General features: G+C 56.1%; 16 protein-coding genes. 9 read left to right on the top strand and 7 right to left on the bottom strand.

Annotated elements, in window-relative coordinates; genetic code table 11:
- Positions 1–39 precede the first annotated feature (39 nt).
- The 5 genes from ACO08A_RS06185 to ACO08A_RS06165 all read left to right on the top strand — a co-directional run bounded on the left by ACO08A_RS06185 (position 40) and on the right by ACO08A_RS06165 (position 4,170).
- A complete protein-coding gene (locus ACO08A_RS06185; protein WP_422040302.1) occupies positions 40–846 on the top strand; it encodes a taurine ABC transporter ATP-binding protein in 807 nt (268 codons plus the stop codon).
- Entirely contained in the window at positions 843–2,105 is a 1,263-nt protein-coding gene (locus ACO08A_RS06180) for an ABC transporter permease subunit (protein ID WP_422040301.1), read from the top strand. The genes ACO08A_RS06185 and ACO08A_RS06180 overlap by 4 nt, the downstream gene beginning before the upstream one ends.
- 415 nt (positions 2,106–2,520) lie before the next feature.
- Positions 2,521–2,775 (top strand): hypothetical protein, encoded by a 255-nt coding sequence (locus ACO08A_RS06175; protein WP_422040300.1) that lies wholly within the window; start codon positions 2,521–2,523, stop codon positions 2,773–2,775.
- Between the two features lie 260 nt (positions 2,776–3,035).
- Entirely contained in the window at positions 3,036–3,275 is a 240-nt protein-coding gene (locus tag ACO08A_RS06170) for a CDGSH iron-sulfur domain-containing protein (RefSeq protein ID WP_422040299.1), read from the top strand.
- A 409-nt stretch (positions 3,276–3,684) separates the two neighbouring features.
- Complete coding sequence (locus ACO08A_RS06165) at positions 3,685–4,170, top strand: GNAT family N-acetyltransferase (protein ID WP_422040298.1); 486 nt, start codon at positions 3,685–3,687, stop codon at positions 4,168–4,170.
- 407 nt (positions 4,171–4,577) lie between these two features.
- Here the strand turns inward: ACO08A_RS06165 and ACO08A_RS06160 are convergent, their stop codons facing one another.
- Both ACO08A_RS06160 and ACO08A_RS06155 read right to left on the bottom strand, forming a co-directional pair.
- A complete protein-coding gene (locus ACO08A_RS06160) occupies positions 4,578–5,306 on the bottom strand; it encodes an alpha/beta fold hydrolase (RefSeq protein WP_422040297.1) in 729 nt (242 codons plus the stop codon).
- A 23-nt stretch (positions 5,307–5,329) separates the two neighbouring features.
- Complete coding sequence (locus ACO08A_RS06155) at positions 5,330–5,581, bottom strand: hypothetical protein (RefSeq protein ID WP_422040296.1); 252 nt, start codon at positions 5,579–5,581, stop codon at positions 5,330–5,332.
- Positions 5,582–6,137: 556 nt separating this feature from the next.
- On the opposite strand from ACO08A_RS06155, the gene ACO08A_RS06150 reads away from it, so the two are divergent.
- Positions 6,138–8,867, top strand: coding sequence for an autotransporter outer membrane beta-barrel domain-containing protein (locus tag ACO08A_RS06150; protein WP_422040295.1), 2,730 nt, complete (start codon positions 6,138–6,140; stop codon positions 8,865–8,867).
- Between the two features lie 413 nt (positions 8,868–9,280).
- Here ACO08A_RS06150 and ACO08A_RS06145 read toward each other — a convergent pair whose 3' ends face one another.
- Positions 9,281–9,628: a VOC family protein gene (locus ACO08A_RS06145; protein ID WP_422040294.1), complete on the bottom strand. Its 348-nt coding sequence runs from the start codon at positions 9,626–9,628 to the stop codon at positions 9,281–9,283.
- Between the two features lie 287 nt (positions 9,629–9,915).
- Between ACO08A_RS06145 and ACO08A_RS06140 the strand changes: the two genes are divergently transcribed.
- Both ACO08A_RS06140 and ACO08A_RS06135 read left to right on the top strand, forming a co-directional pair.
- Positions 9,916–11,373 (top strand): peptide MFS transporter, encoded by a 1,458-nt coding sequence (locus tag ACO08A_RS06140; protein ID WP_422040293.1) that lies wholly within the window; start codon positions 9,916–9,918, stop codon positions 11,371–11,373.
- A 420-nt stretch (positions 11,374–11,793) separates the two neighbouring features.
- Entirely contained in the window at positions 11,794–12,774 is a 981-nt protein-coding gene (locus ACO08A_RS06135; protein ID WP_422040292.1) for a D-cysteine desulfhydrase family protein, read from the top strand.
- Between the two features lie 631 nt (positions 12,775–13,405).
- On the opposite strand, the gene ACO08A_RS06130 is transcribed toward ACO08A_RS06135, so the two are convergent.
- The 4 genes from ACO08A_RS06130 to ACO08A_RS06115 form a co-directional block, all read right to left on the bottom strand.
- Positions 13,406–14,659 carry an NAD(P)/FAD-dependent oxidoreductase gene (locus ACO08A_RS06130; protein ID WP_422040291.1) on the bottom strand — a complete coding sequence of 418 codons (1,254 nt, stop codon included), beginning with the start codon at positions 14,657–14,659 and terminating at the stop codon, positions 13,406–13,408.
- Positions 14,646–16,865: a TRAP transporter permease gene (locus ACO08A_RS06125; protein ID WP_422040290.1), complete on the bottom strand. Its 2,220-nt coding sequence runs from the start codon at positions 16,863–16,865 to the stop codon at positions 14,646–14,648. The genes ACO08A_RS06130 and ACO08A_RS06125 overlap by 14 nt, the downstream gene beginning before the upstream one ends.
- A gap of 36 nt (positions 16,866–16,901) precedes the next feature.
- Positions 16,902–17,633, bottom strand: coding sequence for an aspartate/glutamate racemase family protein (locus ACO08A_RS06120; protein ID WP_422040289.1), 732 nt, complete (start codon positions 17,631–17,633; stop codon positions 16,902–16,904).
- A 127-nt stretch (positions 17,634–17,760) separates the two neighbouring features.
- Entirely contained in the window at positions 17,761–18,771 is a 1,011-nt protein-coding gene (locus ACO08A_RS06115; RefSeq protein ID WP_422040288.1) for a TAXI family TRAP transporter solute-binding subunit, read from the bottom strand.
- Between the two features lie 118 nt (positions 18,772–18,889).
- On the opposite strand from ACO08A_RS06115, the gene ACO08A_RS06110 reads away from it, so the two are divergent.
- Entirely contained in the window at positions 18,890–19,855 is a 966-nt protein-coding gene (locus tag ACO08A_RS06110; RefSeq protein ID WP_422040287.1) for a LysR family transcriptional regulator, read from the top strand.
- Positions 19,856–19,966: the final 111 nt, after the last annotated feature.

Raw genomic sequence — 19,966 nt, 5'->3', positions numbered from 1 at the left:
CCATCCTTCCTCCTTTCAAGCTGCAGGAGATGACAGGCAATGGACGGCCTCCATATCGAAAATGTCTCCATGCGTTTCGACCTTCCCAACGGAACACATGTACAAGCGCTCAAGGATGTTTCCATTGAGCTGAAGACCGGCGAAATCATGTCGGTTCTGGGACCGTCGGGTTGCGGCAAGACCACTCTCTTGAACATCGTCGCGGGATTTCTGGCGCCGACCGGCGGCCAGGTGCGCATGAACGGGCACGTCGTCACCGGACCGAATGCCGAGCGCGGCATGGTGTTTCAGAAAGGCGCGCTGTTCGAGTGGATGAACGTGCGCAAGAATGTCGAATTCGGGCCGCGCATGAAATCGATGCCCAAGCGCGAACGCGACCAGATCGTCGACCATCTTCTCGAGACAGTCGGTTTGCAGGACTTCAAGGAAAAGGCCGTTTACGAGCTGTCCGGCGGCATGCAGCAGCGCGTCGCCCTGGCGCGCTGCCTCGCCAACGATCCGGACGTGATCCTGATGGACGAGCCCCTCGGCGCGCTGGACGCCCTGACGCGCGAGAAGATGCAGGGCCTCGTCCTGAAGCTCTGGAAGGAAACCGGCAAGACCGTCATCCTGATCACGCACTCCGTCGAGGAAGCGCTGCTTCTGGGCGAGCGCCTGCTCGTCATGGCACCGCGCCCGGGCCGCATTCACAAGGAATACCGGCTGCCATTCGCGGAGCGGGGTGTCGAGGCGGACCTTCGTGAAGTCAAGAAGAGCGACGGTTTCGGCGAGACGCGTGAGGAAATCCTCTCGATGATCTGGGAAATGGAAGAGGAAATCATGGGCCGATCGGAGACCGCAGCATGACCGGATCAGTCGTTTTCCTCGTTTATGCCGGCCTGTTCCTCGCCAGCTATTTCCTTGTGAGCTACCTCAGCAGCATCATGCAGCGCGGACAGGATTTCACCAGCCTGAAAACCGTGACTTTCGGCGATGAAAGCGCAATCCGGCCGAACCGGGCTGCATCCGTGATTTCGGTCATCGTGATCTTTTTCATCTGGGGCGCGTTCACCGGTTCGAAACTCGTGCCATTTCATGTCCCCGGGCCGTTCACCGGCGAGACCAGCTTCACCTATTCCGTGACCAACGATGCGGGTGAAACCGGTGACGCGACGGTTGACATCATTGTCCACGAGCCAGGCGCAAAGATTGACGACCCGGAAGTTGCCACGACAGAGGGGCTTGCCCAGAACGATTCCGGCACCGTCGGTGCCTGGCGGTCCGTCCTGTTGCGCGTCACGCGCAACGACGGGGAAGGGGCCCGCGTCACGGCAGTGAACGGTCAGGCGATCGAGCCCGGGCAGTCGGTTCCCGTCGACAACGGCACGGTCAGCATGACGCCGAAAGGGTCGCTGAACTTCGAGCCCGACAAGGGCCTGCAGATGGAACCGATCTGGATGCCGTCGCCTGAGGCCGTCGCCAGCCGGTTCACCGAAATTGCCTCCGAGGGCTACCAGAACTTCACGCTTTGGGAACACCTTGGCTGGTCGCTGCTCCGCGTGGTTGGCGGCTTTGTCGCCGGTTCCATCATCGGCATTCCGCTCGGATACGCCATGGGGCTTTCCAGCTGGGTGCGCGGCTGGTTCGACCCGATCGTCGAATTCATGCGGCCCGTTCCGCCATTGGCGCTGATCCCGCTGGTCATCATCTGGTTCGGGATCTGGGAAACCGGCAAGATCGTGCTGCTTTTCCTGGCCGCACTCTGGATCATGACCATTGCTGCACGGGCGGGCGTTTCGGGCGTGAACATCAGTAAGGTGCACGCTGCCTTCTCGCTCGGAGCCAACAAACGTCAGATCCTGCGCTACGTCATCGTGCCAAACTCGCTGCCCGAGATCTTCACTGGCGCGCGCGTTGCCATGGGTGTCTGCTGGGGTACGGTTGTTGCGGCGGAACTCGTCGCAGCGCAGAAGGGGGCCGGGATGATGATCATCGCGGCGTCGAAGTTCCAGCTGACCGACATCGTCATCATGGGCATCATCCTCATCGGCATCGTCGGCTACAGCATCGACATCCTGATGCGCATGGCCGAGCGGGTGCTCGTGCCCTGGAAAGGCCGCGCCTGACAAGGAGCCTGAAGACCACCTGACGCATCGGAGGCGCGGCGCGAGCCGCGCCTCTTCTGTTTCGCGGAGTAAAGGAACGCGTCACTTGTGTTGCAAGTGTTCGATTCATCGTCTTTTCTGACATGGGAAAAAAGACGGATAAAGAACAGGTATAGTTTATCCAATTGAAATTTCGAGTCTATTTAAGTATATTGTTAATGTGGGCGTCGGATAGATTTGATGTCTACTTGAAATTGGAGGCCCTGTTTTCAGTGGGGTCCGTAAAATTAAATCGTGCTTAGTATTTTTGGACGTGCGCGGACCGGTTCCTTTGACGGTATCGGTGAGCGATACCGATTGATTGCAACATTGGGTGCGCCACACCGGCTTGGAGCCTCGAACGTCGGCCGTTTTATTGTGTTCTGGAGGCGAGATCGTGAAACATGCTGCTCCGAAAGAAAAACACTTCATGCTGCGCCAGGAACTGGTGAGTGTCCTTCGCAGGCATCAGGACACGCTCTGTCCGGCCGAACTGCTGGCGGTTTCAAGCCAGCTCGTCGGTAATCTGATTGCCCTGCAGGACGAAACCAGACTGTCGCCCGACTTTGCGATGGAAATCGTTCTGCGCAACATCGAGGAAGGCAACCGCGCCGCCATCGCCGACGTGAAGCTGCAAACCGGCACGGGTTAGCATGCCGGTGTCTTGCGGGTGGAGCGCGCACGTCCGGTTCACGTTCTGAAATCATCACGGCCGCCTGTGTCCGTCCAGGGACAAGCCGCGCGCAAAGACGCGGGCTCCGGCTGCCCTTGCCATCGGGAAGGCGGATTTTATATTCCGAAGCTGAACAGGTGCCGGTGACCAAAGCGGCATGACAGCGCGCGGTGCTTTTGGTGCCCGCAGGGCCCATTTCCAGCGGTGTGCAGACCCGTCCAGCAAGGAAACCCGAACAGATGACCGATCCCGTGATTGCACAGAAAGCCCCGTTTGCCATCGAGGTTGAAGCAGGCAAATCTTACTTCTGGTGTTCCTGCGGCCGCAGCGCCAACCAGCCGTTTTGCGACGGCAGCCACAAGGAAACCGGTCTCACACCGGTCAAATACACCGCCGAGAAGGATGGCCGCGCGTTTTTCTGCGGCTGCAAGAACTCCGCAAACGCACCCATGTGCGATGGCAGCCATTCGAAGCTTTAGGGTACGGACCCACAAATGAAGCCGATTTGGCGGCAGAAATGGCAAAATCTCGTTAGGAAGCGTGCGCAGAGCGGGCTTTATGCCCGGTCAAGCGCGGTGACGTTGCGAGGTGAAGCCATTTTGCCGTCCTTCGGATTTGGCCGTTTTGGCCATCTGCCACGTCACGAAAGGCTTGAAAATGAACCACATTTCCTGCACTTTCGCTCCTCGCCGATGGCCAAAACGATCCAAACCAAATTGACTTCATTTATGGGTTCGTACCCTAGCCCTCGAACCGGGAAAGACGGAGCCCGCGGCGACAGCACCGTCAGCATGGCATCGGGACCACGCCCGACGCTTTCGGGGCGACGGACCCGGGCTGATTGCGGCGGCCGGTGACGCCATCGGAAAAACCCCGCAAAGACAGTGTATGGATGCAGATTTGAACCACGAAATCGCCTTTGCCCGGCTGCCCGAAATCGCACCGGCCGAGATCGCGGAGCACATGTCCGACCCCCGGGTCGCGGAGCACATGCCGCTGCTGACCTTCACGTGGGATGAGGCCGCCGTGGCGAAGTTTGTTGGCCAGAAGGAAGCGTGCTGGGCCCGCGACGGGCTTGGCCACTGGGCAATTCTGTGCAACGGCCGCTACGTCGGCTGGGGCGGCTTCCAGAAGGAAGGCGATGAATGGGATTATGGTCTGGTCCTGCGGCCGGACGCCTTCGGTCTCGGGATCAGGATTTCGAAAAAGGCGCTGGACTTCGCGCTTGCCGACGAACGCATCCCCTACGTGACCTTCCTTCTGCCCCCCTCACGCAAGAACCTCGGCGCCCTCAAGCGGCTCGGGGCAGTCTGCGTCGGGGACATTGACTATGACGGCGAAAGGTTCCTGAAGTTCCGGCTTGAGACGGGGTGACCAGGTCGTGACCGGTGACGCTGAAAATACTGCCCGGCGCTTCGCCGGCAGAATTCACGCATGCATCAGAAAATATGGCGGACAGAGAGTCCGTCAAATCGTAGTCCAATTAGAAAAAGATATATTAAATACATAAGTTTAAAGAATATTAGTTCAATATTTGTGTAGCAAAATGTGTAGCAAAATTAATGTTACATCGAATTCCTCTTTTGTTCTGGCGTCATTTGGCAACACACACTCGCGCCTTTCCGATCGCTCGCCGCATTTTAGGCTGCGCCCAACAGCAGACGTTCATTTGGGGCGCAGCAAATTTACTGGATGGGTGGGAAACGGACGTTCGTGGCAAATTGAACGAACGACTGCTCCGCGGGCGGAGGGGTCATTGCGATGGTAGATACGATTGTCTGCTATCCAGATGTAGTGTCCAGAGACATAGCTATTATGTTTGCCAAAAGCTCTGGTTGATCAACACTAGCCCAGTGGGACGCATCCGGAAGAATGCGTCGTTCCATCGGGTTCTCTTCAAGCCATTTGAGTGTGGTTTCGGGGCAGTTTTCGGGATTATAGAAGTATGTGACACGTGCTGATGTCGCTAGAACTTCACCGGGCACAACGCGATCTGAGAAATGTCGCGCATCTCTTCCGAGTTGCCAAAGCGCCAAGGGATCGGCCTGCGCGACTGCCGAGCGATATCGGGCAATGATGGGGGCGGAAAGCGCCATGTCATCCAGCCTTGCAAGAAAGCTCGCCCGAAACGACTCATGATTGGCAAAGTCAGCGGCGGTTCCCGAAAAATACGCATCTTCCGATGTAATGTTGCCTTCCATGGATAGGATACGCTCAATGGGAGAACCGGGTCGCTGTGCAGCAAGCGACGCAACGATCGAGGCTACAGAATGTGCAAGGACAATTTTGGACCCGCACTCTTTGGCCCGTGTGCACACATAGTCCGCCAACCCCTGCAAAGTTGTTTCTTGTTCGAGCGGCGGTGCCCCAAAACCCGGAAGATTTATCGGCATCAGTCGATACAAATGGACAAGGGGCGTCTGTTTCAGGCCGGTGAACATATCGGCGTTGTCGCCGAACCCGGCGATACACAGGATGATGGGTAGCGCTTCGTCTTCGGCTTCGTTCATTGATGTTTCCAGTGTTCTACGCGTCATGGGAACTGCATCCTAACTTTCAGATTGGTCACATCCGTGCGACGGCTGCAAACCAGGCCGTGCAAAGCAGTGCTTGCATTGCGCAGGAAACGGGTCGGTGTCTGGGCAATTCCGCCGTTCGCCATAGCGCTCCAAGTGATGTTATTGGGCGAAACCATGGGGCCGGAAGAATGGATCGGATTTGCAGTGACCGATACGCGCTTGTTTTCGTTCCAGTCCAAAAGGGCTTCAAATTGAGAAGCGGACATTTATGCAGTCCGCAGCATTTTGCACTTTGGGCTCTAAGCGGGCTTTCGCTGCACTGGAATCAAAGGACGACTTTGTGCTCCCGTTTTCGACGTTCGACGAATTTAGAATAGATCCCGAAAGCAGACATTCTCGCCAGACGCATCAAGATCATAGAATGGGAGGAAACCGGTATTCGCCTTTGCGCTGCAAATCTAGCGCTTGGATGCTCGAAAGTGCCGCCGCGCCTGCATGGTCACCAGACAGTCTCAAGACTTCAAAGCGAATGAACAACCTTCTTGGACGTCACACCTGGCCTCAGAAAGACGTTTTGAAAGGGATGCTCAACACATTGTTGCAAACCGGAGACCGTTCTGATGCCTCGCAGCCTAAGATCAATAGCTATTCTGAATGAGGTTCGTAAGCGCTCCTAACCAGTTTACGTTGAGAAGCAACATCGGGCCGGGAACTGACATTCAATAGCACCAGATGTTGGCAAAATTTTTAGCTTTTCCGAGGCGTCGGGTTGCAGGTCTACGCAAAAATGCGTAACCCTCTTTCGAAACTGGTGGGGCATCAATGGCAGGCATCTTTGAAGCGGAACTGATGTTTCCGGGGCACACAGCCAAGCGCAATACTCAATTTGGCGATGCATCTTTGACTGAGTTAAGCGCTTCAATGCCGCTTCGCAATCTTCTTCTTGCGACAGCGGCAGGTGCAGGAGTTCTCATTGGCCATTCACAACCGGTGACAGCCCAAACAGTCATCCCTCCAAGTTCTGGCTCATGCATCGTTTCGGGCACCAGTGCGACGTGTACCGGGGACGTGTCGTCGGGCGTCGATGCCAGCGCACCTCTCACAACGCTCAACGTGAACAATCTGTCGCAGGATATTGCTCCCGCCTCCGGAGTGGATGGCATCGCATTCACCAGCACGACGGCGCAAGATATTACTGTCGATGTCGATTTGGGGTCATCTTCGATCACTTCGACTGGGGCATCCAATGGTATCGATGCCCGGCTTGGTGCCTTCCTTGGTAACGTGGACGGAAACATAACAGTTACTTCCAAGGGGACCGTGACTGGAGGTCGTGATGGCATAAACGCCGATCACTTTGGCAACGGCAACACGACGATCACCTCCACTGGTGCGATTACGGCTGGCACAGGGATCGGTATTGACGCGAGCAGGGAAGGAGGCGACGGTGCAATCACGATAACCAACACGGGCGATATCGACGCTAGCGGTGACGGCATCAATGCATTTTTGCGCCTGGAAGGCAGTATCACCGTAACGTCCACCGGCAATATTACCTCCCAAAACGGCATTGGAATTGATGCTACTGGAGCAAGTGCCGCGAGTACCGTCGTTACGTCCGTGGGCAACATCACCGCGAATAGCGAGGGCATTGAGGCATCTTCCGAAAACAGTGTCACGGTGAATTCTACCGGTAACGTTTATTCAGCAACGAGGACTGGCATTGAGGCCGAGGTCGATACCGGATCTGCGACCGTCACTTCCTCAGGTGACGTAACTTCTGCCGTGGGCGACGCCTTGCGGATAGACGTCAACACTTCCGGCACCAGCACTGTAAATCTGATGAGTGGAGCAATTGACGGCGGAACCGGGACAGGCGCCGGTGTTTCGTTCGAAGGTGCTGCCGGGGTTTCCAATACGCTCAACAACTACGCATCCATAACAGCTCAATCGGGTCTTGCGCTGAGCGGGGAGAATGGTGACGAACTAATTAACAACTCTGGCACGATCACCGGCAATGTGACCCTTGGTTCAGGGACCAACACGTTCAACAACCTGTCAACCGGTATCTTCAATTCCGGAACCACCGTTACGCTTGGAACGGGAAACAGTTTGACCAATGCCGGTAACCTCTCTCCCGGCGGGGCATCGGCGGTCAGCAACACCGCGTTGACCGGGGATCTCACTCAAACCACCAGTGGAACGACGACAATCACGGTGGATACAACTGCCGGAACGGCGGACCGTATCGATGTGAGCGGAACGGCCTCTTTCAACGGTACGATCACGCCGCAAATGATCAATCTCATGGCAGGCCAACAATCGGCCACCATCATCTCGGCTTCTGGTGGCGCGGTGAATGCCGGTCTTGCCGTCGCGACCAGTCCTGCCTTGCAGGCAAGTCTTTCGTATCCGAATGCAAACGACATTGTTCTCACTACGTCGATTGATATGGCTGTTGGCGGCCTGAATTCCAATCAAGCCAGTGTTGCCAACAGTCTGAATACGGCACTCAGTGCGGGACCGGGAAACATGGAGCCCATATTGAGCGCTCTTGTGAATGGTGTTTTCAGTATGGGAGCATATCAGGAGGCGCTTGACCAACTTTCGGCAGAGGTTTTTCTAAACACTGAAACCGCGTCTCTCTTTGCGGCAAACGACTTTTCCAACCTGTTGTTTTCCTGCGACGTTGCCGGGGAAGATTTAACCGCGATCAGTGAAGGTCAGTGCGTCTGGGTTCGCCCGCACGGCCGGTTTACCAGGCAAAACGACAGCAACACTGCTGTCGGGTTTCAAGAAAATACGGGTGGTCTTGCTGCCGGCGTTCAGGTGGAGCTTGCTCCGAGTTGGTATGCTGGCCTGGGGCTTGGATATGAGCGCTTTTCGCTAAGCACAAATGCAAATGCCGACAGCGACGGGAACCGCTTCACGGCTGGTGCAACACTTAAATTTCAAAATGGTCCTTTCCTGTTTGCCGCCGCAGTAAGCGGAGGCATTGACAGCTACAACACAGACCGGACCATCAACTTCGGCGGATTAAATCTTGTTGCCGCTTCTGATCACAATGTTTCTCATGTAACCGCACAGGCTCGTGCCGCATATCTGCTAACGCACGAAACGTGGTTCTTTAAGCCCCAGCTCGATGTGAATGTCACACACCTCAATCGCGGCAGCGTTACTGAGAGTGGCGGCGGCGGCGCAAATTTGAGTGTTTCAGGCAATTCAGATACCTACGTTTCTATTTCACCCGGATTGGAAATCGGCAATGAGATCGAGCTGTTTGAGAACAGTCTTCTGCGGCCGTATGTCAGAGCCGGTGTGAGCTACTATCCTGACGGTGACCATGGTGTCACAGCAAGTTTTGCAAATGCTCCGGCTGGTACCAGCTCATTCACCAACTCTACGGATTTTGGAGATGTGTTTGCTGATGTCGCCGTTGGTGCCACGGCGTTTTTAAACGAAGACACAACGCTGAAGATTTCATATGACGGTTTGTTTTCATCAGACACCCAGCAACACGGATTTTCGCTCAAGGGAAGCTTGAGGTTCTAGGGCTGAGACCCGTTTATATCATTGATTTAATGTAGCAATTCAGACTCAAGATACCGGTTTAGTGATTTGGAAGCTTCATTGGGAGCTGTATGAGCGCCATCAGGCGCTGGTCGCCGCCGCGTGTTTCCGCCTGGATCAGTCGCCGCTGTTCGTCCACAAAGTCATTGAAGTGTACGTTCACGCGGCGCGAGTTCGAGGCCGTTTTCGGCCCAGAGCGGACATTCCATCATTTTGCGGTTTACGTCCGTTTTGCGCCGACGTTTCGGACATTCACCGCGTTGAAGCTTGCGCCCGAAAGCAGACGTTCATTTTGGGCGCGGCAAATTCACAGGATGGGCGGGAAGCGGACGTCCGTTGCGGATGGAATGTATGGCCAGGATGCGAGACACATCAGCCATTGCCAAATTACGCCTTTACGTTTGTCTGGCTTCCTGAACAAACAATTCTCGCCCATCCGGATCACTCGCGATAAGGCGGAGAGCATCTGCCACAATTGCAATATCCCGGATAATCACCGCACCTGCGTTCTCCAGGTTTTTCTTCGTTTGTTCCAGGTCAGTGACCTCAAAGCCCAAAAGGGCAGACCGGCTTGACGTTTCAAGGCCCGGATAGATTTCAAGAACTTGCCCGTTGGTTTCGCAGGCGAGATGGACAGGTCCCTCCCCATGTTGCTCTTCATCAAAGTTCGCTCCGAGGCATTCATAGACTTTTGCAGTCTTATGGATGTCGCGTGCGTACAACGTTATGAACTTGATCATCATAGTTACCGCCAAACCGCCGAATAGTTGGGCGGTCTGATTGACCGCATTGCTGGTCGTTCCGTTTTAACCGGCAACTTCCTAAAACGTGATTGATGCGCGGCGAAAGGGTTTTTCCGTTCTGCATGGAAACGCGCACGCTGCATGACGCTTTCAGGGCCCGGACAGCAGATCAGAAGAAGGCGCTTTGCGGAATCGCACCGCACTCCTATAAAGGGCCTGTTCGACGGTCGGTACTTTCGTCCCGACTCACGGAGCCGAAAGGCGCACGCCCGCCGAGTCCCGCCACCATGACGCCGCAGCCCAAAGGCTTTTTCCTTCTCTTCCTCGTTGAACTGTGTGAGCGCTACGGCTTTTATACGGCCGTTTTCCTCCTCGTTCCTTATGCCGTCAGCAGGATTGGCTTTTCCGAGATCGAGGCGTCACTGCTCTATGGCACCTATACGGCGCTGATCTATTCGACGACTTTTGCCGGCGGCATCATCGCTGACCGCTTGCTCGGCTTCCGCGCGGCAACACTCACCGGTCTTGCCATCATGGCCAGCGGCAGCCTGCTTCTCGCCACCGGCGTGAAGGCAGCTGCCTTTGTCGGCCTGGCCGCGCTGCTGGTCGGCAATGGCTATTACAAGCCCAGTGTCTCTAGCCTTTTGGGCCTGCTTTACGGAAAGGACGATCCCCGGCGCGACAGCGGCTACACACTTTTGTACATGGGCATCAATATCGGTGCCGGTGGCGCGGCACTTTGCGCAGGGCTTCTGTCGCGCGAATTCGGCTACCACACGGCCTTTCTCGTTGCCGGACTCGGCAAATTGCTTGCTTTCGCTGCGCTACTGACGGGTGGTCACGTGTTTCGCATTGTCGGCGCCGCACCCGCTGGCCAGCCGCTGATGCGGGCAGACTTTGCCGGACTCCCAAACATTTTATGGCTTGGGGTCGGTACAATCGCTGTGGTCGTGCTCGGCAACTTGCTCTTGTTTCATGCCTTCGCGGCCGGCGAGATCATCGCTGTCGTCTGCGCCGCGGTTTTCGGTTTTTTCCTTTTCACGGTTCTGCGGCTGGATGCAGAAAGCAGGCAGCGTGCGCTTGCCATGCTGATGCTCTTTACCTTCGGCGTCGTTTTCTGGGCTGTCTACAACCAGGATGCCGATACGATCCTGCTCTTCATAGCTCAGGGGGTCGATCGGACTGTCATGGGCTTCGAAATCCCGTCGAGTTCTTTCCTGTCGCTCAATTCGCTCATCGTCATCATCGGCGCGCCACTGATGTCGATCCTGTGGTTCCGGCTCGCGGGGCGTGACATAACACCGTCCGAAAGCGTCAGGTTCGCTGTCGGGCTTCTGCTGCTCGGTGCGGCCTATTGCTCGCTTGCGTCGGCGCCTGCGGGTGCTGGCGGGCTGGTATCGCCCCTGTGGCTGATAGTTTTCTTTTTGCTCTTCAGTGTCGCGGAGCTTCTCGTTGAGCCAATCGGACTTTCCATGGTAAGCCGCCTCGCGACCCGTGAGTTGATGGGCTTTGCCATGGGCATGTGGTTCATGACGCACGCGCTTGGAAACTACGGCAGTGGCCTTCTTGCGAAGCTCGCGGCGGTCCCAGAAGATTCGGGCCCGGCCGGCAAAATCACAACAAGCCAGGCGGCGTTTCTCGACTATGGACTTCTCGCCCTCGGCACCGGTCTATTGCTGATTGCACTGCTGCCGGTGATTGCCCGATGGCGCAACGCAACGGACGACACCGAAGGGGACGCGTGAGCCATGTCCGGCTCCCGCACAAGTCCTGCCAGTCCTGCAGACTGGTGTCGATCCCCTGTGAATAGCGCTGCAGCCACCTTCCGCTTCGGGCCAGCATTCTTGGTTGGCCGCGCCGTCGCATTGTTCGCTTTGGCTCGAATGCGATCGCGTCACAATTGGGTCGAAAATCGGTCGCATTCATCGCTGGGGAATTTGACACCGAGTGACTTTTCAGCGCGACTGAACGAAGCTCGAAAGTGCCGTGAAGTCCGGTTCAGAAACGGGTTGAATTCCAGCAGGGCGGGATCCTCCTAATCCTGTCGCAGTGGGTGCCCTATCCTCCCTATTGGCTTGGTCATTCACAAACTCCAGCAAAGCTGTAATAGTTCGCCAACAGTGGCAATTACTTGCCATAAAAGCCGAACCTATCACGGATCACAAATGAAGCACCCAAGACTGAACATCGTTGCGGGGCCAACACCTCTGGTGCACGCACCACGCCTGTCAGACGCGCTCGGAATTGATCTTTTCATAAAACGCGACGATGTTGCCGGGCCAACATTTGGCGGCAATAAGTCCCGACAGCTTGAGTACTATTTCGGCGATGCTCTGGATAAGGGGGCGGACACTATTTTGATCACGGGGGCGGTTCAGTCCAATTTTGTGCGTCTGGCAGCGGCGGTGGCCAGTTCGCAGAACATGCACGCGATCATACAGCTTGAAAACCGCGTGCCCGGCAAGCCCGATCACTACCACAAATCAGGAAACGTTCTGCTGTCGCATCTGCTGGGCCCCGAGATCCTGACCTATCCCGAAGGTGAAGACGAGACCGGAGCCGACGCCGCACTGCACGAACGCGCCGAGGCTCTGCGCGCGGAGGGGCGAGTGCCTTACGTGATCCACCTGTCCGAAGGGCATCCGCCGCTTGGCGCGCTCGGCTACGTGGACGCAGCTCAGGAGATCCTGCAACAGGGCCAGGATTTCGATACCTATGTTGTGGCGTCGGGTAGCGGATCCACGCATGCCGGCCTGCTGGCCGGTTTGCGCGGGTCTGGATCCGGCGCCCAGGTCATCGGCAGTTGCGTGCGCCGCGATGCGACCGCGCAAGAGGCGCGCATCGCGCGGGTCACGGCGCGATTGAAGAAGCTCTATGCCGGAGCCGCAAGGGTCTCGGAACCCGATATCCGCATTTGGGACGGGGCCTTGGCACCGGGGTACGGACAGATAGGCGAGCCGGCGAGATCTGCGATACACATGGTTGCAACACACGAAGGCCTGATCCTGGATCCCGTCTACACGGCCAAGAGCTTTGCTGCGATTCCCGCACTTGTGGCTTCAGGCGAGATCGCCAAAGGCAGCCGCGTCTGTTTTGTACATACTGGTGGATTGGCTGCATTATTTGCTTACGAAGAGGCCTTTTAAGTATCCAACAGGCGCTGCCATATATTTTAAGCAATCAAGTAGCTTGATCGGTAGACTTTCGGGTTATGGTCTACCGGTCTGGGATTTCGCGGACTCGATCAACACTGGATCCGATCACCATGACAAACGCCAGCTAGCTCATGATCCAATTGGCACCCAAGACCGCATAGAACAGTTCGGACCAAAGCAGGAACGCCTATAGTCTGGACAGCCTCTTCCGCGAAAACTTCCAGATGCTTCGGACGCACACCGAGTTCATGCGCCTGACACCGTTTCCGCTCAGAACCGGTATTCAGCAAGTTTTAGTCCTTCAGCTTTACGCCCGTTTCCACCTCATCGACACCGAGAACATACAATTTCGGTGACTGTCACGAGAACGATGCCGCCGAAAGCTGTTTCAACGGGAAGGGGTAAGATGTCGACTCTACGGGCCCCAGGAAGACGCAAGCTGGATGTATACGAGTACCTTGAGATGTTTTAGTTTCAACATGCGAACATGTTAGAAACGGAATGCTGCCGCTCGTCGAGTTCGAACGACGGCGAAAAATGAACACTAATAGCATGTTGAAAACGCGGGTTTATTCAGTTCGTTTTCTCAGACTACACGCACATCGATGCCAAAAAACTCTTTCTACCCGAAACGCCCCAGAGAATAGGGCTCTAACGGAATATTTGGTACTTCGCCGCACACGATCTGAGCTGCGACAGCGCCTGATTTGGGAGCCATCATCAGCCCGTAGTGAGAATGGCCGAAATTGGCAAAGAGGCCCGGGTGGCCCGGAATCTTGCCAAGCGCCGGCAAGCTGTCCGGAAACGACGGACGCTGCCCCATCCAAAAGGAATGCTCTTCTGTGCGAAGACCCGGGAACGCCGCCCTGGCGACACGAAGCAACACGACCCGGCGGCGTTCATCGGCTGGTTTTTCAATCGGAGCAAACTCGGCCTGGCCTGCAATTCGAACACCTCCATTCATGCTGCTAGCCACAACTTTTGCATCCACATCCATAACAGAATGGTTGAGTTCTACCTGCGGATCCCGACATTCGATATGGTAGCCGCGTTCGCTCAGCAACGGTACGGAAATGCCGAAACTTTCCAAGAGTTTCTTGCTCCAGACCCCCATTGCAACAACAACTCTTTGAGCGGTGATCTGCTTGTTCTGACACGTTATGCACCAGCGGCCGTTGTCCTTCCGCAGACTTCTGATCTCAACCCTTTCGATTGCACCGCCCAGCGCTCTGACCTTGTCGGCGAGCACTTTTCCCAACTGGCCCGGGGATCGAATCCTGCTTTGGCCCTTGATCAGGACTGCGGCCTTGAAATCAGGACTGAGGGCCGGTTCAATCTTCAACAACCGTTCCTGTCCGACCAGTTCAAGGTCAGCACCTTTTTCTTCGCGGATACGATAATCAATCGCCTGGAGTTTTGAAGCGTCAGCTTTTCGGAAGGCATGGACGTAATAGCTGTCGCACAGCAAGTTCTCATGACCGGTTCCCCTCAAGTGCCTCTCGTAAAGCTCAATTGACGGGCCGCACAGATGCGACATGGCATCAGCAGCAAGGCGTGTTCGGCGTTCACTGCTTTGCCGCAGAAACCGGAACGCCCATGGCACCATCGCCGGAACGACCCTCGGATCTATCGACAGGGGGCGTCCATACCCGAACAGCAACCTGGGAATGGCCTTCCAGATCCCGGGAAGAGGTTGCGGTATGATCGACCACGGCGACACGACACCTGCATTTCCCATCGATGTTGCCTGTCCGGGTTCATCGCGATCAATCAGCCGGACTTTCTCGCCACGTTCGAGGAGCGATAGTGCCGTGCACAAACCGACAAGTCCGCACCCGAGGATGATGATTTCATCATGCGCGTCAGGGGATTGCATATTGATGTCTCCGGGCAAGGACTTGGCTGATGATCGCCGGAGAGGCAATGAGCAGGGCAACGAGATCGGTTTGCAGCGATGGCGCGATAAAAATGAGCCCGGCAAGAGCCAGCAGAATTCGAAAGAACACACCCATCGGTGCCAGCCAGTATCCAACGACCGCAGCGGAGAGCGCGATCACGCCGGCGATGCAGCTTGCCGCTGTATAGGTGAATTCCCATAGGTCAAAGCCAGTCGACGACACAAACAGAAGAACGGGCGCATAAACAAAGGCCATGGGCGCGACAACCTTGCCAAGGCCAAGTGTGAACGCCGACATCCCGGTTCTAAACGGGTTAGAATTGGCTATCGCAGCCGCTGCGTAGGCAGATGTACACACCGGTGGTGTGATCTCGGCCACGACACCATAGTAAAGCACAAACATGTGGCTTGCGATCGGCGGGATACCCAATTGGGCAAGAGCAGGCTGAGCAACGGAAACAAGCATGATGTAGAGGGCTGTGGTCGGTACGCCTGCGCCCATCAAGATACAGGCGAGTGCAATGAAAACCAGACTGGTGAAAAGCGTCAGGTCCTGCGCTGTCAGTAGTTCGAACCCGCCGATCTGGAACAGCCAGGCAAAGTCATTGCCGATGCTGGACGCGGCTTGGGTTACCATAAAGCCAATCCGGAAGCCGACACCGGTTGTGTTGATCACCCCGATCACGATGCCGACGGCAGCAGCTGCTGCTCCGACGGCAAGCGCATATTTGGTGCCAGTTTCGAGAGTGACTGCCATCTCTCTGATCGATACACGTTTTTGCGGGTTCAAGGTCGCCAGAGCAGCGCCGGCAATCAGGATGGCAGACATGGTGAAATCAAACCCACCCTCTTGCAGCTTCCACAGTACGAAGCTCGCAAAGGCCGCCGGAAGAACAAGGGAGACCGGTTCCTTCAAGCGGCTCATACCGGCCACGATGGCCAGAGAGATGCCGCAGAAGGCCGACATGTAGGGCGTGTACCCGGAGAAGAGGACGACCAGAAGACCGACGAGAGGGATAATGTTCGCCCAGCCGTTTGCCCAGACCGCCCGGAAGTGGGGGAGAGAGTCCGCTGAAATGCCCTTCAGCCCGAGCCGGCGTGCCATCAGATGCACGACTGCGAAGACCCCAACATAGTGCAAAAGTGCCGGGAAAATCGCGGCAATTACGATCGTTGTGTAGGGAACCTCCAGAAACTCAGCCATGATGAAGGCAGCTGCCCCCATGATTGGCGGCGTAATCTGACCGCCAGCCGACGCTGCCGCTTCAACCCCGCCTGCAAAATGCCCCGGATAACCAAGCCGTTTCATGTTTGGAATTGTCAGGGAGCCGGTTGACACGGTGTTCGCGACCGACGAGCCGGAAATGGTGCCGAAAAAGGCCGAAGAGACAACGGACACTTTCGCCGGACCACCTGTATAGCGGCCTGCCAGGATTGTGGCGTTGTCTATGAACAGTTGTCCCAGGCCGGTTCGCTGGGCAATCACACCGAACAGCACGAAGTGAAACACAATGGTCGAAACCACCCATAGCGTCACGCCGAAAATACCTTCTTGAGGGAAATACATCGACGAGACAAAGGTCTTGAACTTGACGCCCGGATGCTGCAGCAGCCCTGGGAACACGGGACCAAACAGCGCGTAGCTGATGAAGACCGTGATGATGAGCGGCAGAATCCATCCCAAGGTCCGTCGCGCAATGTCGAGTACCAGGACGATCAAGATGCAGCCGAACAGCATGTCCCAGCCGTTGGGATTGCCCATTCGGAACGTCATCTCTTCGATGCCGAGCCAAGGTATTCCCCGCCAGGCTATCCCAAGGTAAAGCGCTGAGGCGACGCCGAGGGCCATCAGCAGAACATCAAAGTAAGGAACGCCATCCAGCCGCAGCGGACCGGTCTTCAGATCGAAGGCGGTCTTCGTCTTGATAAATGGGTAGTAGGCGTAGATGAGAATGAAAAGGCCGGACAGGTGCCAGCCCATGTGCCAATAGTCAGGCGGCAATCCAAAGCCTGCAGTCAGATAGTGATAGAAGGCAAATGTCAGTGCAACATACCTGAGAAACACTGCGAATTTGGGACCGACAGCACGCGTTGCAGCGCCCTCATCATATTTTCGTTCGATCGCGGCAAGTTCGTCTTCTGTCAGCGTGCGGGGCTGGTCACTTTGTTCGGAAATCTGTGTCATATTCGTTCGACTCGCAATCGCGTTGAGGCTGAGACTTCAGTGAACAAAACCTGGAAACGGGGCTCGCTGTGTGGCTGAGTGGACCAGACCGGTCAGGGACACGATATCAAAGACAGGTCGCCTTATCGCCTTTTGGAGAGGCGCGGCGTAGGGCGGCAGGTCTGTGCATTCAAGCAATACAGCCCCAACTTCAGGTGCACGCCCGACGAGGCGTTGGCCTGCGGCAATGAGATCGGCCTCAATCAGGTCAAGATCCATGTCATTGCACTCCCCACGCAGAATGACCTTCGAAAACTCCGCGCTCTGGTCCATGCCTTCGATTATAAGAGGTATGTGCTGGGCTCCGACGGCTGACAGGTGCGCGTCCGTCAGTGCATCTGAAGAGGCGGTCAATACACCAACCGGACGAGCGGTCATTGCGTGGATAAGCGGCGCCATAAGCAATGAAGACACGCAAACCGGCACACTTACCGAGCGCGCAATCTCGTTTTGATAAAGCGCAAGAAACCCGCAAGATCCGGTAATCGCCTTTACGCCGCTCGCCTCCAGGCGGCGCGCGGCTTCCACAAGCGGCTTGATCATTTCAGTCGACGGCGCGTTCAAAAGGCTGGGCACGGTCAATCCGCTTATGATCTCATAGCTGAGTGTGAACGGCAGGCTGGACGGGTTCTTTATGTGACCTGGCGGCTTTGGAAAATAGCTTTCCAGCGACAAGACGCCAATGGAAACGCCACAAATGTTGGTTCCACCTTTGATAACGGCCACCATATTCACCACTATGAACTTTGAGCAATCGAACGCGCACAACATCAGTCGCAGCTTCGAGCAGCTCCGTTGTTGAATGCGATCGGAAGGAAGTACCGGGCGGACAAACCCGCCCGGTCCCCGCGAGAAATTACTTCAGAAGCCCGGCTTCCTTGTAGAACTTCTCGGCTCCGGCATGCAGAGGAACGCCCAAGGCTGCAACACCATCCAAAGCGGTGTCCGGCGTTATCTGTTTGCCTTTGGCATGCCCGTTGTCGAGCAACTTGCGTGTGTTGTCGTTCCAAAGCGCCTTCGTAATGCCGTAGACGAGTTCCTCGGAAAGATCGGAAGACACCACGAGAAGCGCCGACACAGCCGGTGTTTTGACCTCGTAGTCAACACCTTCGTAGACACCGGCGGGGATGGAGGACGGAATATAGGCAGGAATCAAATCGTTGATCTTCTTCAGATCATCTTCGGTGAAGCTGTGGAGCTCCATGCCCTTTGTGGTCGCCAACTGAACCATCGCGGAGACAGGCCAGCCAGCAGCATAAAAATAGGCGTCCAACTGACCGTCTGCCAGCCGTTCTGCAGACTGCGAGTTGTTCAGTTCCGCCTCGTCCATGTTGTCACGATTGACGCCCCACTCGCCCAGCATCATTTCGACGGCTACCTGTGTACCTGAACCGGCCTGTGCGATACCGACACGTTTGCCCTTGAGGTCCGCCAGACTGTCAACGCTCTGTCCTGCCGGAAGGACGAGGTGCAGATCTTCAGGGTAAAGATTTGCCACGATACGAAGTTTCTCGTGTGGCTTGCCGTCGAATTTGCCCTCGCCCAGATACATGGACCGGGTCACATCGGCAGCTGCCATACCGGCCTCAAGCTCACCGTTTTGAACGGCCGTGTTGTTGAACACCGATGCAGTTGTCGATTGTGCTATGGCGATAAGACCGGGTACGCCGCACTGTCCACCCTTGTCGCATGGCCGAGCGCCAGGAGGCGCAGAAATGCCGTTGGCAATCGTGCCGCCAATCGGAAAGTAGGTTCCGCCTGCGCTGCCGGTACCGATACGGAAGAAGGTCGGATCCTGAGCCAGTACCGGCCCCGCCGCCAAGGAAAGGGCCAAAGTGACGCCCACAGTCCTCAAAATATGTTTCATGGATTATCCCTCTGAATGGCTGCTTTTTTGTTTTCGCAGTGCGAAAGAGTAATCGGCTTAAAAATAAAAACAAATTTGAATATCTTTCCCAAAGCAAAATTTTGTTTATGATTCAGCCATGAACCTGTCTCAGCTTTCTGCCTTCCGTGCCGTCATGACTTCGGCGACGCTCACCGATGCCGCCGCCAAGCTACGCCGTACCCAGCCTGCAGTGAGTGCAGCCATCAAATCGCTGGAAGACCAGATTGGGATGCGGCTGTTTGAAAGGCGGGGCCGAAACTTAGTTCCCGTTCCAGAAGCCCAGTATCTTCTGACTGAGGCCGAGGCGATCCTTGGTCAGCTGTCGCGCGTCAGTACCACGATGCGCGCGCTTGCCACTGGCGAGACCGGCAGCCTGACTGTGGCCGCGATGCCTGGCCCGTCCGTCATGCTGTTTCCTCGCTTTGTGGCAGAGCATATGAGTGAGCATTCAGATGGGAAGATCACCATGTTTGCGCGCAGTTCACACCAGATTATGGAGCTCACCCGTGCACAGAGCATTGATTTTGGTTTCGCAGATGTGCTTGAGACCCCGGACGTTGAAGAACTTTATACGACGGACATCATTTCTGCCGATTGCTTCGTCGCCTTGCACGTCGATCACCCGTTAGCGCTGACAGACGTGATTACCCTGAAAGACCTCGATGCCGTGCCGCTGGGAACTCTCCCGACGAACCATAGACACACACAGAATCTTGCGGCCGCGCTAAAGCGAGAAGGATGCACTTGCAACATCAAAGTCGAATGCCAGACCTTCTTGTCCGTCCTGCAATTCGTCATTACCAAGCGCTGCGTGACGATTTTGGATCCTCTCATGGTTGTTCATTGCAACGAGTCCCATGCCTGGCAGGACACAATCGTCGTCCGTCCTCTAGCGAGCCCTGTCCGCTACCAATATGCGGTCTACACGCCGCGTCACCGGCCTGAGTCTTTGTTCGCTGAAACCGCGCGGCATGCGTGGGCAGCAGAAGTAGAAAGGATGCTGTCTGAAATCGGTTCAGCTCCAAAATGGGAGACGCAGAGCGGCGAGACCGTTTTGACCTGATGAAGACAAAGATCCTTGCGCATCGAAAACGGCGTTGACCGAATCTGACTGTAAGGCAACTTCGCGAGCAAACGTAGGGTTGCGGAGGATCGCGCGCGAGGTTGCTAAGCG

The sequence above is a fragment of the Roseibium sp. genome, assembly GCF_965232425.1.
Lineage (GTDB): Bacteria > Pseudomonadota > Alphaproteobacteria > Rhizobiales > Stappiaceae > Roseibium.
Note: the sequence above shows the minus strand (reverse complement) of the source record. Positions and strands in the feature narration are given on the sequence as shown.

What these genes read in the sequence shown, in the direction of transcription:
- ACO08A_RS06155 (WP_422040296.1), bottom strand. Translation starts at nt 5,581, where the DNA reads ATGTCCGCTTCTCAATTTGAAGCCCTTTTGGACTGGAACGAAAACAAG.
- ACO08A_RS06185 (WP_422040302.1), top strand. Translation starts at nt 40, where the DNA reads ATGGACGGCCTCCATATCGAAAATGTCTCCATGCGTTTCGACCTTCCC.
- ACO08A_RS06135 (WP_422040292.1), top strand. Translation starts at nt 11,794, where the DNA reads ATGAAGCACCCAAGACTGAACATCGTTGCGGGGCCAACACCTCTGGTG.
- ACO08A_RS06120 (WP_422040289.1), bottom strand. Translation starts at nt 17,633, where the DNA reads ATGGTGGCCGTTATCAAAGGTGGAACCAACATTTGTGGCGTTTCCATT.
- ACO08A_RS06165 (WP_422040298.1), top strand. Translation starts at nt 3,685, where the DNA reads ATGGATGCAGATTTGAACCACGAAATCGCCTTTGCCCGGCTGCCCGAA.
- ACO08A_RS06125 (WP_422040290.1), bottom strand. Translation starts at nt 16,865, where the DNA reads ATGACACAGATTTCCGAACAAAGTGACCAGCCCCGCACGCTGACAGAA.
- ACO08A_RS06110 (WP_422040287.1), top strand. Translation starts at nt 18,890, where the DNA reads ATGAACCTGTCTCAGCTTTCTGCCTTCCGTGCCGTCATGACTTCGGCG.
- ACO08A_RS06130 (WP_422040291.1), bottom strand. Translation starts at nt 14,659, where the DNA reads ATGCAATCCCCTGACGCGCATGATGAAATCATCATCCTCGGGTGCGGA.
- ACO08A_RS06160 (WP_422040297.1), bottom strand. Translation starts at nt 5,306, where the DNA reads ATGAACGAAGCCGAAGACGAAGCGCTACCCATCATCCTGTGTATCGCC.
- ACO08A_RS06145 (WP_422040294.1), bottom strand. Translation starts at nt 9,628, where the DNA reads ATGATGATCAAGTTCATAACGTTGTACGCACGCGACATCCATAAGACT.
- ACO08A_RS06170 (WP_422040299.1), top strand. Translation starts at nt 3,036, where the DNA reads ATGACCGATCCCGTGATTGCACAGAAAGCCCCGTTTGCCATCGAGGTT.
- ACO08A_RS06115 (WP_422040288.1), bottom strand. Translation starts at nt 18,771, where the DNA reads ATGAAACATATTTTGAGGACTGTGGGCGTCACTTTGGCCCTTTCCTTG.
- ACO08A_RS06140 (WP_422040293.1), top strand. Translation starts at nt 9,916, where the DNA reads ATGACGCCGCAGCCCAAAGGCTTTTTCCTTCTCTTCCTCGTTGAACTG.
- ACO08A_RS06180 (WP_422040301.1), top strand. Translation starts at nt 843, where the DNA reads ATGACCGGATCAGTCGTTTTCCTCGTTTATGCCGGCCTGTTCCTCGCC.
- ACO08A_RS06150 (WP_422040295.1), top strand. Translation starts at nt 6,138, where the DNA reads ATGGCAGGCATCTTTGAAGCGGAACTGATGTTTCCGGGGCACACAGCC.